Annotated in this window: 11 protein-coding genes; 1 reads left to right on the top strand and 10 read right to left on the bottom strand. The window is 41.7% G+C overall.

Features of this window, described 5'->3' with window-relative positions:
- Window positions 1-8: 8 nt before the first annotated feature.
- Both LCL89_RS12720 and guaB read right to left on the bottom strand, forming a co-directional pair.
- Window positions 9-1,340, bottom strand: a complete 1,332-nt coding sequence (locus LCL89_RS12720) for a serine hydrolase (protein ID WP_224810410.1) — start codon at window positions 1,338-1,340, stop codon at window positions 9-11.
- A gap of 105 nt (window positions 1,341-1,445) precedes the next feature.
- Window positions 1,446-2,915 (bottom strand): IMP dehydrogenase, encoded by a 1,470-nt coding sequence (guaB, locus tag LCL89_RS12715; RefSeq protein WP_224810409.1) that lies wholly within the window; start codon window positions 2,913-2,915, stop codon window positions 1,446-1,448.
- A 212-nt stretch (window positions 2,916-3,127) separates the two neighbouring features.
- Between guaB and LCL89_RS12710 the strand changes: the two genes are divergently transcribed.
- Window positions 3,128-3,835, top strand: a complete 708-nt coding sequence (locus LCL89_RS12710) for a YaaC family protein (RefSeq protein ID WP_224810408.1) — start codon at window positions 3,128-3,130, stop codon at window positions 3,833-3,835.
- A gap of 17 nt (window positions 3,836-3,852) precedes the next feature.
- Here LCL89_RS12710 and LCL89_RS12705 read toward each other — a convergent pair whose 3' ends face one another.
- The 8 genes from LCL89_RS12705 to dnaA form a co-directional block, all read right to left on the bottom strand.
- The gene (locus LCL89_RS12705) at window positions 3,853-4,944 is read right to left on the bottom strand and encodes an HD-GYP domain-containing protein (protein ID WP_224810407.1); all 1,092 of its coding nucleotides are present in this window, start codon (window positions 4,942-4,944) and stop codon (window positions 3,853-3,855) included.
- A gap of 91 nt (window positions 4,945-5,035) precedes the next feature.
- Window positions 5,036-7,582, bottom strand: a complete 2,547-nt coding sequence (gene gyrA, locus LCL89_RS12700) for a DNA gyrase subunit A (protein WP_224810406.1) — start codon at window positions 7,580-7,582, stop codon at window positions 5,036-5,038.
- Between the two features lie 74 nt (window positions 7,583-7,656).
- Window positions 7,657-9,585, bottom strand: coding sequence for a DNA topoisomerase (ATP-hydrolyzing) subunit B (gyrB, locus tag LCL89_RS12695; RefSeq protein ID WP_197317688.1), 1,929 nt, complete (start codon window positions 9,583-9,585; stop codon window positions 7,657-7,659).
- A 57-nt stretch (window positions 9,586-9,642) separates the two neighbouring features.
- On the bottom strand, window positions 9,643-9,930 hold the full coding sequence (gene remB, locus LCL89_RS12690) for an extracellular matrix regulator RemB (protein ID WP_197316886.1): 288 nt from the start codon (window positions 9,928-9,930) through the stop codon (window positions 9,643-9,645).
- Window positions 9,931-9,939: 9 nt separating this feature from the next.
- Window positions 9,940-11,058 (bottom strand): DNA replication/repair protein RecF, encoded by a 1,119-nt coding sequence (recF, locus tag LCL89_RS12685; protein WP_197316887.1) that lies wholly within the window; start codon window positions 11,056-11,058, stop codon window positions 9,940-9,942.
- Window positions 11,059-11,063: 5 nt separating this feature from the next.
- Window positions 11,064-11,291, bottom strand: coding sequence for a S4 domain-containing protein YaaA (gene yaaA, locus LCL89_RS12680; protein WP_197316888.1), 228 nt, complete (start codon window positions 11,289-11,291; stop codon window positions 11,064-11,066).
- Between the two features lie 159 nt (window positions 11,292-11,450).
- Window positions 11,451-12,590: a DNA polymerase III subunit beta gene (gene dnaN / locus LCL89_RS12675; protein ID WP_197316889.1), complete on the bottom strand. Its 1,140-nt coding sequence runs from the start codon at window positions 12,588-12,590 to the stop codon at window positions 11,451-11,453.
- Window positions 12,591-12,763: 173 nt separating this feature from the next.
- The gene (gene dnaA / locus LCL89_RS12670) at window positions 12,764-14,119 is read right to left on the bottom strand and encodes a chromosomal replication initiator protein DnaA (RefSeq protein WP_197316890.1); all 1,356 of its coding nucleotides are present in this window, start codon (window positions 14,117-14,119) and stop codon (window positions 12,764-12,766) included.
- Window positions 14,120-14,793: the final 674 nt, after the last annotated feature.

Genomic DNA, 14,793 nt, shown 5'->3' with positions numbered 1-14,793 from the left:
ATAGCCGATTAAAACCAGCTTTTTACCATATCCACCGCACCACTGAAAATATCACTGAAGAATTCACCGATCCCGCCAATCATGAGCATGAACCAGTTCGCTTTTTCAACAGATGATGTTGTCACTAGATCTACTGTATTCGTCTTTTTCGAGAGAATGTTATCATACTGATCCTCTCCACTGTAGACCAGCTCAGCGGTTCCTACTTTTTGTCCCTTTTCAACAGGAGCAACCAATTTTCCATTTGCATCTAATTTATCTTTGGAAATATTGTATTTGATCGTATAATTTTCCTCGTCCCCTTTTTTCACAAGGGTGGACAAAGAATCGTTTGTTTCCAGTTCTACTACATCTTCTTTTCCTTTCGTAACTGGAAGTTCTGATTCTCCATCGATCTGGTAACCTTCCTCAAACAATTCTTTTCGTTCGAACTGTTGGAACCCATAATCAAAAAGTTTAGCCGTTTGACGGAAACGAGATGGTCGGGAATCGGCTTTCATGACAACAGCGATGAAACGCTGGCCGCTTCTCTCGGCCGTTCCTGTGAAACAGTTTCCTGCAAGGTCCGTATATCCGGTTTTCAACCCATCGACACCTTCATAACCGAATTGTGATAAAGACCCCGGCATATTCGGAATCATCCAGTTCCAGTTCGTAACCTTTTGTCCATCAATTTCAGCTGTCGTCTGACCTGAAAACTCCAAAGATTCCGGATAATCATTGATTAAATGATAAGCCAGGAGAGCTGCTGATCTTGCGGATAACAAGTTTGTAGCATCTGGTTCTGTTCCTTCGGGGTGGTTCCCATCTAAATGGGAATTATTCAAACCGGAAGAGTTTACGAATTCATAATCCGGCAGACCCATTTCTTTGGCTTTTTCATTCATCATTTTGACGAATTCGCCTTCTGTACCTGCCAGCAATTCTGCAAGTGCGATCGTAGTCGCATTATCTGAATTGACGGCCATAGCTTCATAGAGTTCACGTACAGTGTAATCTTTATTTAATTTCAAACCGACCCCTGAATATTCAGGGTTGGCGGATATATCAAAAGCATATTGACTGATTTGTGTTGTCGTATCCCAGCTGATTTTCCCTTCATCAATCGCTTCTAGTACGAGATATTCTGTCATCATCTTTGTCATACTAGCTGGAGGGAGGGTCAAATCTGCCTCTTTCTCAAACAAAACCTTTCCTGTTTCAGCATCTACTAAAATCGCTGACTTCGCTTCGACAGCAACCGTAGAGGCGTATGTATCTTTAGGACCAGCAAAAACGGCAGTAAAACTTAAAATGATAGCCAGTGTAATGGCTAATGATGCTTTGAATCTTTGTATCAACTTTTTCAACCTCCACCTATAAAATATGCATCTTTGTCATTTTATCACATGCTTCCATAAAAAAATAGACAGGGAAAAGTCCCTGTCTAGCAATGATTTACCAGGTCAAACGGAGTAGTTCGGCGCCTCTTTAGTAATCTGTACATCATGTGGGTGGCTTTCTCTCAAACCTGCTCCGGTGATTCTTGTGAATTTCGCTTCTTTTCTCAATGCATCAATCGTAGGGGCACCACAATAACCCATTCCTGAACGAAGCCCGCCTAACATTTGGTGAATGGAATCAGCAAGTGGTCCTTTGTATGGCATACGGCCTTCAATTCCCTCAGGTACAAGCTTTTTCGCTTCTTGATCATTTTGGAAGTAACGATCCTTGGATCCGGACTCCATCGCACCGACGGATCCCATACCACGATAAACTTTGAAACGACGTCCTTGGAAGATTTCCGTCTCCCCTGGACTTTCGGACACACCCGCAAGAAGGCTTCCGAGCATAACCGCATGTCCTCCTGCAGCGATGGCTTTGACGATGTCTCCGGAATATTTGATTCCTCCATCTGCAATAATCGGCTTATTATGCTTCTCTGCTTCTACAGCACAATCATGGACAGCTGTTATTTGAGGAACTCCGACACCAGCTACAACGCGGGTCGTACAAATGGAACCAGGACCGATTCCCACCTTGATAATGTCTGCACCAGCTTCAATCAACTCACGAGTAGCTTCCGCTGTACCTACATTCCCCGCAATGATATTCACTTCAGGGTATTTCGCACGGATACGTTTCACTTGATCGATGACCCCTTGTGAATGTCCATGCGCTGTATCCACAACAAGAACATCGACACCGGCTTCAACAAGTTTGTCGATCCGTGTCATAGCGTCTGCTGTAACTCCGACTGCTGCACCGCACAATAAACGGCCCTGGTTGTCTTTGGCACTGTTAGGGAACTCGATGACTTTTTCAATATCCTTGATCGTAATCAAACCTTTGAGGGTTCCTTCTTCATCAACCATTGGAAGCTTTTCGATTTTGTGCCTTTGTAAGATCCCGCTTGCTTCATCAAGAGTCGTTCCTACAGGGGCTGTGACTAAGTTTTCACTTGTCATCACTTCTTTGATTTGGATGGAGTAATCTTCGATGAACCGTAAATCACGATTGGTAAGGATTCCGACCAGGGTTTGTTCCTCTTCGTTATTGACTATTGGAACACCAGATATACGGAACTTGCCCATCAAATGTTCTGCATCAAAAACTTGATGTTCAGGAGTCAGGAAAAATGGATTGGTAATGACGCCGCTTTCTGATCGTTTTACTCGATCCACGTGCTCAGCCTGCTCTTCAATAGACATATTCTTATGGATGATACCAAGACCGCCTTGTCTTGCCATTCCGATCGCCATAGCCGCTTCTGTCACGGTATCCATCCCCGCACTGATGATCGGCATATTCAGACGTAAAGTAGGTGTCAGTTCGGTGGCTAATGAAACGTCTCTAGGCAGCACATCTGATTTTGCAGGCAGCAACAGCACATCATCGAACGTCAAACCTTCTTTAGTAAACTTGTCCTCACGCATGCATTGATCTCTCCCTTTTATCAAATAGTTTAGGTAAAGGTGGGTAAAATAAGTGGTAAATCCGACTTACAATTACTTATTGTTATTTACAATACGACAATGATTGTGGTTTTTCAACCATAAAAATCATGAGGGATTTCCACTTTTACAAATTAAAGGAAAATGTTATAAATAATGGATTTTTTGTAACAAGTGAAAAGGAGATGAAGAGTATGGTGTTTGAAGAAACGATCCTTACATACTTAAAGGTGACCGCACATTCGCGCCCTTTTTTAGCATCTTGTTACGAGAGGATCGATCATCCTAAAGTGGATCATCACGCGTTTCATAACGCTGAAAGGTTTATACACGGGTTGAATTTAGGAGAAGAGTATTGGAATGCTGCCTCCCATACTCCCCTCAGCGTCAAACCTCTATTATATTACTATGGACTGAACCATTATTTAAAAAGCTGCCTGCTGACAGTAGACCCTGGATATCCTGCTACTTCCAAAGTATTAGCCCATGGATTATCCACTCGTAAACGTAAAAAGCAGCATTATCGTTTTTTAGAAGATGATGTGAGAATCCAGCCTCATGGCTTGTTTCCATACGCAGCCCATCATCTTTTCCAATTTAATTGTACGAAAGAAAAAGTTTCTATGGATGAATTGCTTCGACCACTAGAATCCATGAAACCTATCTATCACTATAAGAACTCCAGTCAAAAAACCGAAGAACCTTGGCCCGCCCTTTTATCATATTTTGCTGTCCTTTATAACTTGAGTATGCTGGTCCGGTATGAAGGAGAATGGTGGGGGGAAATGGAACAAATGAGAGACCGGGAAGACTATGTTTTTATCATTCACTTCCTGAATGCTGCATCAGAACACATTCCAAAGTTGATTGCTGAATGGTTAAAAGACCAGTTCCTTTCTTAAAGGGAACTGGTCTTCATTTAACCGATAACTTCTTCGATATGCAAGTGACGCTGTTCTTTCAATTGAAAGATACTTCCTTCTTCCAACCGGACCATTGGCCTTGTAGGCTGAGATTGATCGACAAACATCACCTCTGCTGTCTGTTTGTTGGAGAGTCGTACTTTTGTTCCTGTCGAATAATCCGTCAATTCCTTTACCATCACTTGAATGACACGGTGATCATAGCGCCCGAATTGCTTTTGTAAAATTTCCTCAAGAGCTTTATATGGGGATTGTTTAACTCTATAAATCCTTTCACAGGTCATTGCGTGATAAATGTCACTGACAGCTATGATTTGGCTGAAGGGATGAATTTTATCTGCTTTAAGCCCTATAGGGTAACCACTTCCGTCCAATCGTTCATGGTGCTGAAGAATCGCTAATTTTACACTTTTACTCAAATAAGGGGTGGATTCTACGTATTGAAAGGAGATCAAAGGATGTTTCTTGATTTCGGCATATTCTGATTCAAGAATAGAGCCCTCTTTCCATATGATCGTCGGATCGATCTGAGACATACCTGCATCACATAAAGTGGCAGCGAGTCCTATTTGTATCCATTCCCCATACTTGTATCCCATCTTTTCTGCTAAATAGGCAGAAATCAAACCCATTGCTACATTATGGTGATACAAATATTCACCACTGGAAGAATAATGGTGAAGTTTGAAAACATCTTTCCCTGATTCCACGGCTTCTTCTAGTAAAGGAACCATAACTTTACGTAAAGCAAGTAAATCTACTGGATCCCCATGCTGCCATTCTTTGAACCATCTTTTATAGCTTTGGACAGCCTCTAAATAATTTTCATAAAAAGGAGTCAATTCAGCTACAGGAGGTTCATTCGATACAGGATTCTCTTCTTCAGAATCTGTTGAACGAGGTGTAAACAACGTCCCATCAGACAATTTATCAGCTACTTCCACTTCCTCTACCAGAAACTGCTCCAACACTCTTATATGTATAGGAGAAACGACGGTTCGATTTGGTATGATCGGCCGGCCGGTCTTGCCTATGATATCTTTTGTGATAATACATCCAGGGACCAACTGAGAAGGATGCACTTGCATAAAGCCTTTCACCTCTCCTTATAAGCGTTAAATATTAAAAAGGGCCGCCTGCCGCTTTTTTTACCTCGACAGGCGACCTTTGAAAAAAGGGTTACGATTCTTCTCCATCTGTATCCGCAGAAGAATCCTCTTGAGAGTCTTCGTTTGTCTCTGCAGTCTCTTCATCAAGTTCAATGGCTTCTTCTACCATTTCCTCTTCTTCTTTTTCAGTTTCTACACGTGCGACAGTAGCCACTTCTTCGCCTTCACCGAGTTTGATCAAGCGTACTCCTTGTGTATTTCTTCCTGTTTCAGAAATACTTTCTACAGACATACGGATCAGGACGCCACTTGCTGTAATAATCATGACGTCTTCATCTCCGTGAACGGCTTTGGTCGCTACGACCTGGCCATTCTTTTCGGTCAAATTACAAGTGATGATACCTTTTCCTCCACGATTCGTAATTCTGTAGTCACTTGCCGGGGTACGTTTTCCGTATCCTTTACTTGTAACCGTCAAGACTTGAAGGTCATCATCTAAAATTTCCATGGAAACGACTCTATCGTCTTCACGGAGAGAAATACCTTTGACACCAGCCGCTGTTCTGCCCATCGCTCTGATTTGATCTTCATTGAATCGAATCAGATACCCATTTTGTGTACCGATCATGACATCTTTCGTACCATCAGTCAGTCTAACAGAAATCAACTCATCATCTTCCCGCAGACCAAGGGCAATCAGACCGCCTTTACGTATGTTGGCAAACTGGGACAGAGTCGTACGTTTGGTTATTCCATTCTTCGTTGTAAACACGAAGAACCAGTCATCGACGAAGTCTTCGACAGCTATCACAGCATTGATCCATTCATCACGTTCAATATTCAACATATTGATGATTGGAATACCTTTTGCTGTTCGACTGAATTCAGGAACTTCATATCCCTTCGCTTTGTACACTTTTCCTTTGTTTGAGAAGAATAACAAAGTATTGTGTGTGGAAGTAGACAGAAGATGTTCGACAAAATCTTCTTCGTGGGTACCCATACCTTGGACACCTCGTCCACCTCTGCGCTGGGACCGATATGTGCTCGCTGGTAGTCGTTTCACATAGCCTTGATGGGTCAAGGTTACGATGATCGTTTCTTCTGGAATCAAGTCTTCATCCTCGATGAAGTCTGTACCCCCAAGAATGATTTCTGTGCGTCGTTCGTCATTGTAACGCTCTTTAATATCAAGCAATTCTTCACGAATGATTTCAAGAACCTTTTCATCATCCGCTAAAATAGCTTTCAATTCAGCGATCAATTTGACGAGATCCTGATATTCATTTTCTATTTTTTCACGCTCTAATCCTGTCAAACGCTGCAGGCGCATATCAAGGATGGCTTGTGACTGCTTTTCGGATAATCCGAAACGCTCCATCAAACCGGAACGGGCGATTTCTGTCGTTTGCGACTCACGAATCAAGGTAATGACCTCATCCAGATGGTCCAAAGCGACACGTAAACCTTCTAAAATATGAGCTCTCGCTTCGGCTTTACGAAGTTCGTAAGCGGTCCGTCGTTTGATGACTTCTTTTTGGTGCTCCAAGTAATATTCCAAGCATTGCTTAAGATTCAGGACTCGTGGGTGTCCATCAACTAGAGCCAGCATGTTGATACCGAATGTCGACTGCAAGGCGGTCATCTTATATAGGTTGTTCAATAAAACATTCGGATTGACATCTTTACGAAGTTCAATGACCATACGCATTCCATTACGGTCGGATTCATCACGCAGGTCGGTAATTCCGTCGATTTTTTTATCGCGCGCAAGATCAGCAATTTTTTCAACTAATCGTGCTTTGTTGACTTGATAAGGCAATTCATTCACGATCAAGCGTGGTTTACCGTTGGCCATCTCTTCAATTTCGACGTCAGCCCGGACTGTAATGGAACCTTTACCGGTTTCATAGGCTTTACGAATCCCGCTGAGACCGAGGATTTTTCCGGCTGTAGGGAAATCCGGCCCGTAAATATGATTTTCCATCAATTCCTGTATCGTGATATCCGGGTCTTTACTTAGAGCCAGGACACCATCAATCACTTCACCTAATTGGTGTGGTGGAATGTTGGTAGCCATTCCTACGGCGATTCCCGAGCCACCGTTGACAAGCAAATTCGGGAATTTGGAAGGAAGAACGATCGGTTCACGTTCTGTACCGTCATAGTTATCGTTATAATCAATGGTATCTTTATTGATGTCTCTCAAAATTTCCATTGAGATTTTCGACATTCTCGCTTCTGTATAACGCATAGCAGCAGCGGCATCTCCATCGACAGAGCCGAAGTTTCCGTGTCCATCGACTAACATGTATCGATAGTTGAAATCTTGTGCCATACGTACCATCGTATCGTATACTGCTGAATCACCGTGCGGGTGATATTTACCGATTACTTCACCGACAATACGTGCAGATTTTTTATATGCTTTATCTGCATGCATACCTAAATCGTGCATCGCATATAAAATGCGTCGGTGTACAGGCTTAAGGCCATCACGAACGTCAGGAAGTGCACGTGCTACGATGACACTCATCGCATAGTCCAGGAAAGATGTTCGCATTTCCTGGCTGATATTCACTTCCTGTACGCGTGGGCGTTCGGGTTGATCAACCATTCTATTTACCTCCTATGTTACCAAAAGAGAGAAAGGCTCAGGCCGTTCTCCATTCATGTGGCTTGTTGTTTCGTTTATACGTCAAGGTTTTGTACATATTGAGCGTTTTCTTGAATGAAGTTACGGCGTGGTTCGACTTTGTCTCCCATGAGGATATCAAAGGTTTCATCTGCTCCGATAGCATCTTCCAGACTCACTTGAAGAAGTGTTCGTGTTTCTGGATCCATCGTCGTTTCCCATAACTGTTCAGGGTTCATTTCTCCAAGTCCCTTATAGCGCTGCACACTCGGCTTCGGAGAATTAGAAAGCTCACCCAGGATATGATCCAATTGTTTATCGCTATAGGTGTAATACACCTGTTTGGCTTGTTGAATCTTATAAAGTGGCGGCTGTGCGATATAAATATACCCATGTTCGATCAATGGGCGCATATATCGATAAAAGAACGTCAGTAAAAGCGTTCGAATATGTGCACCATCGACATCGGCATCGGTCATAATGACGATTTTGTGGTAACGGGCTTTAGATATATCGAAATCTTCCCCGATCCCGGTTCCCAATGCTGTGATGATGGCACGAACTTCATTGTTGGATAGGATTTTATCCAAACGCGCTTTTTCCACGTTGATGATTTTACCTCTTAACGGAAGAATAGCCTGGAAGTGACGATCACGTCCCTGCTTCGCTGATCCACCGGCAGAGTCCCCCTCAACGATGTAAAGTTCAGAGATATTGGCATCTTTGGAAGAACAGTCAGCCAGTTTACCTGGAAGATTGGACACTTCCAATGCATTCTTACGTCGAGTAAGTTCGCGGGCTTTTTTAGCCGCCATACGGGCTCTTGAAGCCATCAAACCTTTTTCGACGATATTTTTTGCCATGTTAGGATTTTCGAACAGGAATTTTGAAAACCCTTCTGAGAACAAGTTATCGGTAACTGTACGTGCTTCACTGTTTCCAAGCTTCGTTTTTGTCTGGCCTTCGAATTGCGGGTCCGGGTGTTTGATGGAAATAATGGCCGTCAAACCTTCACGGACATCATCCCCGGTAAGGTTCGGGTCAGTATCCTTAAACATATTGTTCTTTCTTGCGTAATCATTAATGACCCTTGTCAGACCTGTTTTGAATCCAGACTCATGAGTTCCGCCTTCATAAGTATGGATGTTGTTCGCATACGAGTAGATGTTGCTCGCAAATCCATCGTTGTACTGCAGTGCGATTTCTATGGAAATCTCATCCTGTTCATCTTCTATAAAGAATGGCTCATGGAGCGCTTCACGCGTACGGTTCATGTGTTCTACGTAAGATAGGATTCCACCTTCGTAATAATAGCTGACCGGTTCGTCATCGGTGCGTTTATCTTCGATCGTAATCGTCAAACCACGATTCAAAAACGCCAGCTCACGCAAGCGGTTCGCAAGCGTTTCAAATTTGTATTCCTCTGTTTCACTGAAGATTTCAGGGTCCGGTTTAAACTGGATACGAGTACCCGTGATATCGGTATCACCGATGATTTTCAAATCTTCTTCTGGAACCCCACGGTGAAAGGCTTGATAATGAATTTTTCCATCACGGTGGACAAAAACTTCTAACTTGGTAGATAATGCGTTCACAACAGAAGCACCTACACCATGAAGTCCCCCAGAAACTTTGTAACCACCGCCACCGAATTTACCGCCAGCGTGAAGAACAGTCATGATGACTTCAACAGCAGGACGGCCGGTTTTTTCTTGAATACCAACTGGAATTCCGCGTCCGTTATCGGTGACTGTAATGCTATTGTCCTCTTCTATAGCCACTTGGATATGATCACAATAACCAGCCATCGCCTCATCAATACTGTTATCGACTATTTCCCATACCAGATGGTGCAGACCTTTTTCGTTCGTAGACCCGATATACATACCAGGACGTTTACGGACCGCTTCCAACCCTTCTAGTACCTGTATTTGACTTTCATCATACGACTGTTCTTCTTGGTCTCGGATAATTTCTTCTTTCACGGTACTCACCTACATTCCTCAAGTGGTTTTACTCTAATACTCTTACAGATATCTATTTTATTGATCCTCTGTTTCTTCAGAGAAATCCTCTAACTTATTCAAAGTCGTCATCATATTGGCACGCTTTTTCAACGTAAAGACAGAAAGTGGACTGAAATAGATGTATTCATCTGTGATTACGATGGATTTCGCTTGATGATCTTTACTTTCAATCACTTGTTTTTCTCTGCGCTGGTTAAAAATCATTTCTTCAATGATCGTAGAGGATGAAATTAAACTTCGATCGATAATGGCCACAACATCTTTCGACTGGATAACATGATCATCACCAATGTGAATGAACAACTTGCCACCTCATTTCCTGACTTCTATCGTTCCTTCTTTCACATGAAAAATCTCTGCTTTTTCAAGAGCTTCATGTTCAATTCCATCTATACTTGTCGTCGAGACGAACGTCTGAACTTTGCCTTGAATCGTATGGAGCAAGTGGGATTGACGGTAGTCATCCAATTCACTCAGAACATCATCCAATAGTAGAATCGGGTATTCTCCTACTTCACTATGAATGAGCTCGATTTCAGCAAGTTTCAAAGATAAGGCAGTGGTTCGCTGCTGACCTTGAGATCCATACGTCTGCACGTCTTTACCGTTCACATAAAAAACAAGATCATCTCTGTGTGGACCTGCAAGGGTCGTTCCTCGATCGATTTCTTTCGACTCTATTTCGGAAAATTTTTCCTTGTACGTATTCCTTATTGTTTCCAAATTCATATCCTCTGATACTTTGACACTCGCATCATAGGCAATTTCTAGTTTTTCGAGATTACGACTGATCCCTTCATGAATCGGTGTGGCCCATGAACGCAGCAGCTGCATAAATTTGAAACGTCTTTCTATGATCGTGGCTGCATGTTCGACTAACTGATCGGTCAGTACGCCTAACATCGTTCTATCCGCTGAAGGCTTTCTTTGAAGTTCTTTCAGCAGATGGTTTCTCTGTCTGAGAATCTTTTGGTACTGACCGAGATGATAAATGTATGTCGGTTGAATTTGACCGATTTCCATGTCAATAAACCGACGACGCACCTGAGGACTCCCTTTGACTAAATTAAGGTCCTCAGGTGCAAACATGACCACATTTAAAGCACCGATATAATCACTCAGGCGCTTTTGCTCGATATGATTAAGTTTCGCCTTTTTCCCTTTATTGGAAACGATGATTTCCAAAGGGAACTTACGATTACGTTTGAATATACTCCCTTTTATTTTACCATACTCTGCATCCCACTGTATCAATTCCTTATCTCTCGGCGTGCGGTGGGACTTGGTAAAAGCCAAAACGTAAATGGCTTCCATCAAATTGGTCTTCCCCTGGGCATTTTCACCAATGATGACATTGATCGTATGGTCAAAGGTCAGAGAGAGTTGATCATAATTACGATAGGATCGCAAAGACAACTCATGTATATACATATGCGTTAATTCTGTTCTTCTCGGACAACCTCAAAGGCTCCGAATTCTTCTATTTCCACCGTATCTCCCAGGTAAAGCTTCCGTCCACGGCGGTTCTCCAACTCTCCATTCACGTACACTTCAAACTCGCTGAGAAAAATTTTCACCATTCCACCAGATTCGACAATATTTGCAAGTTTTAAAAATTGCCCTAATGGAATATATTCTGTTGATATTTCAATACGTTCGTTCATATTATTCACCCTATTTTATGAATTCACCTTATTCTATTTTACTAAAGATATAGGTGTAAGAAAAGTCCAAGCGATTTTCCGCCTCAATTCCTTTCAAAAAGATAAAAAGGTGCCATTATGTCATCCATAACAGCACCTTCGTTTCAGTGGCACATCTTATTAATAAGTTCGAACAGGAAGAATCAATTGTAAAATCTGTTCATCGTCAACGGGGCGTATGAGGAATGGCCGCATAGCACCTGTGAATTCAACTTTCACTTGGTCATATTCGACAGCTTTCAAGGCATCCATCATATATTTTGCACTGAAGGAAATCTTCAGATCTTCCCCTTCTACGTCATCAGCCGTTACTTCTTCGACAACGTTACCGACTTCTGGAGAGTTACCGGTAATTTCAAGGTGGTTGTTTTCTTTCGTAATCAAACGCACGACATTGTTACGGTTTTCTTTAGCTAATAGAGATGCACGATCCACAGACTGAAGCAGTTCTTTCGTATCGATTTTCACGATCGTTTTGCTTTGCTCCGGAATTAAACGGGAGGTCTCTGGATAATTGCCGTCAAGTAACCGCGATAAGAAGTATAAGTGTTTCGTACGGAAAAGAACTTGATTTTCTGTAACGCTGATTTCAATCGTTTCTTCTGAATCATCAAGGATTTTATTCAACTCCGTCAAACTTTTACCAGGAATGACGACAGATGGAAGCTCTTTGCCTTCTGGTTGTTCCATAGGAATTTTTCTTGATGCAAGACGGTGGCTGTCTGTTGCGATGAATTCCAGCTCCCCGTTATCCATACGAACATGAACCCCTGTTAAAATCGGGCGCGTTTCTGATGTGGACACTGCAAAAACAGTTTGACGTATCAAATTTTTCAAAAGATCGATCGGAAGTTCAAAGCTATTTTCAGTATGCAGTTGTGGAAGCTGAGGGTATTCTTCAGGATCTTGTCCGTTCAAATGGAATTCTGCATTTCCAGAGCGAATCGTAACGTTCCTGTGATTATCACTTTCAATCTCAACTGTATTTTGAGGAAGTTTACGTACGATATCAGGGAAATACTTTGCCTGTAAGACAATACTACCTGGTTCAATATTTTCTACATAAACAATTCCATCTTCTTCTTGAGGTATATAAGATTCAATTGAAATGTCTGAGTCACTACCTGTCAGTTTTATTCCTTCCGCTGTAGCCTCTATTTTCATTCCAGTCAAAATTGGAATCGTTGTTCTTGAAGATATGGCTTTCATTACATTTTGGACACTCTCAATCAATTGATCCCGTTGAATTATAAATTTCATGAATACACTCCTCCTACTAAGCATATATTTAATTATTTTTATTATAAAAAGTCGTAATAGTAATAGTATGGGCTGTGGATTTGTGGATAACGCAATTCGACAACTTTCACGAGTGGTTATCCACATGTGGACAATCTGTTGATGTATGTGCACCTTTTATACACATTATCCACTTAGTGAGTTTTCAGTTGTTCTTTAATTTCGTCCAGCTCTTTTTGCAGCTGCTGGTCGGTAGCAATCATTTTTGATATTTTTTCGTGAGCATGAATAACGGTCGTGTGATCTCGTCCACCAAATTCTTCTCCGATTTTCGGAAGAGAGAAATCTGTGAGTTCTCTAGATAAATACATGGCGATTTGTCTAGGGAATGCGACAGATTTCGTTCGTTTTTTTGCTGGGAAATCTTCTAATCTCACATTGTACTTTTCACCAACCATTTCCTGAATCGCTTCAATGGTGATCACTTTCGGTTTTGAGCTTGGAATGATATCTTTCAACGCTTCTGCAGCCAAAGATGCATTAATATCACGGTTGATCAAGGAGGAGTAAGCGACAACTCGGATCAGCGCGCCTTCTAACTCGCGGATGTTGGTATCAATTTGGTTTGCGATATACAACATAACTTCGTTCGGGATATCCAATCCTTCCGCTTTGGCTTTCTTCCTTAGGATTGCAATTCTTGTTTCCAAATCAGGAGGCGTGATGTCCGTAATCAAACCCCATTCAAAACGTGAACGCAATCGATCTTCCAGAGTAGGAATTTCTTTCGGCGGTCGGTCACTGGAAATGACGATTTGCTTACTCTCTTCGTGTAATGTGTTGAATGTATGGAAGAATTCTTCCTGTGTCTGTTCTTTCCCGGCAAGGAATTGAATGTCATCGATAAGAAGAACGTCGACACTACGGTATTTATTTCTAAAATTGACAGCTTTATTGTCACGGATGGAATTGATGAATTCATTCGTGAATTTCTCTGAAGATAAATAAACCACTTTCGCGTTTGGATTGTGATCCAGAACGTAATGGCCGATCGCATGCATCAAGTGAGTTTTACCGAGTCCGACTCCACCATAGATGAATAAAGGATTGTAAGCTTTAGCCGGTGCTTCCGCTACAGCTAAAGAAGCCGCATGAGCAAAACGGTTACCAGAACCGATAACGAAAGTATCAAATGTATATTTAGAATTCAGCATACTTTGCGGGGATTCTTCGTTCCCATTATTTTTAACTTCCGGTACCTTCTTCGAAGAAAGTTTTACATCATCCAAGGAATCGTCCTTGGTCTCTGGAATGATGAATTTAGCTGTCAGTTCAGCTCCTGTCACTTCATATAAGGTTTCTGTGATCAACCCTTCGTATTGATTTTCAAGCCAGTCTCTGGCGAATTCATTTGGAGCTACGATTGTTAGTGTATTTTCACTCAACGAATCTGCTTTTGTTGCTTTTAACCACGTTTCAAAGCTGGGTTTACTAATTTTCTCTTTAATTTTTTCCAGCGTGTTATTCCATAGTTCATTTATGTTCTCCAAACATTTCACCCCTTTCGATAGAAATGGAAAACAAAAAAGCCTTTCGTTCTCTTTTTCGAACGGCGCGAAAGGACCGAAAGGCATTCGTATAAATTTTGTATAAGGTAATTTGTTTTATGAGTACAAGCAGCTTGTGGAGAGTTGGATACTGGTAGTGATAGTTTTCTAGATAGTTAATCTCATTGTCCACAATCCTGTGCATAATCAAATAAACATCCGTGTTAATAAATGTCCACACGTTATCCACAAACTGTGGAAAACATTTGACTGTGGAAAAATCAATTCACGGTTAAGCACAAATATAATACCAGATAAAAACACGAGTTGCAATGGTTCCTGCGAACTTATCCACAATCCCAACAGCTTGTAGACAGATGCTATCCACAACACTATATTTTGTGATTAGCTTGTCGATATTTGATGTGGACAGTCGTTTGACCCCGAAAAAATTATACACAGAAGCTGTGAATGTTCGCAATTTCGTTCGAAAAAATGGTAAATTGATAGAGGATTTTTTTAAAGTGTTCTACAACAGGATCTGTTATATAACTGGGATGGATCATAGGGAACTTTGGAACTTCCACATTAAAAAAACTAAAGAATGGAAAACCACATTGACAGAAAAGGTGATCATTGCTTATAATTATCGGGACTGCCTTTTAAATGTCTGTATT

Source organism: Halobacillus yeomjeoni (genome assembly GCF_020171525.1).
GTDB lineage: Bacteria > Bacillota > Bacilli > Bacillales > Halobacillaceae > Halobacillus > Halobacillus yeomjeoni.
The sequence above is the reverse complement of the archived record's forward strand: the minus strand, read 5'-3'. Positions and strand labels throughout refer to the sequence as shown.

Coding starts and splice junctions, on each gene's coding strand:
- guaB (WP_224810409.1), bottom strand. CDS start 2,915: ATGCGTGAGGACAAGTTTACTAAAGAAGGTTTGACGTTCGATGATGTG.
- LCL89_RS12705 (WP_224810407.1), bottom strand. CDS start 4,944: ATGCAAGTGCATCCTTCTCAGTTGGTCCCTGGATGTATTATCACAAAA.
- yaaA (WP_197316888.1), bottom strand. CDS start 11,291: ATGAACGAACGTATTGAAATATCAACAGAATATATTCCATTAGGGCAA.
- LCL89_RS12710 (WP_224810408.1), top strand. CDS start 3,128: ATGGTGTTTGAAGAAACGATCCTTACATACTTAAAGGTGACCGCACAT.
- gyrA (WP_224810406.1), bottom strand. CDS start 7,582: ATGGTTGATCAACCCGAACGCCCACGCGTACAGGAAGTGAATATCAGC.
- dnaN (WP_197316889.1), bottom strand. CDS start 12,590: ATGAAATTTATAATTCAACGGGATCAATTGATTGAGAGTGTCCAAAAT.
- recF (WP_197316887.1), bottom strand. CDS start 11,058: ATGTATATACATGAGTTGTCTTTGCGATCCTATCGTAATTATGATCAA.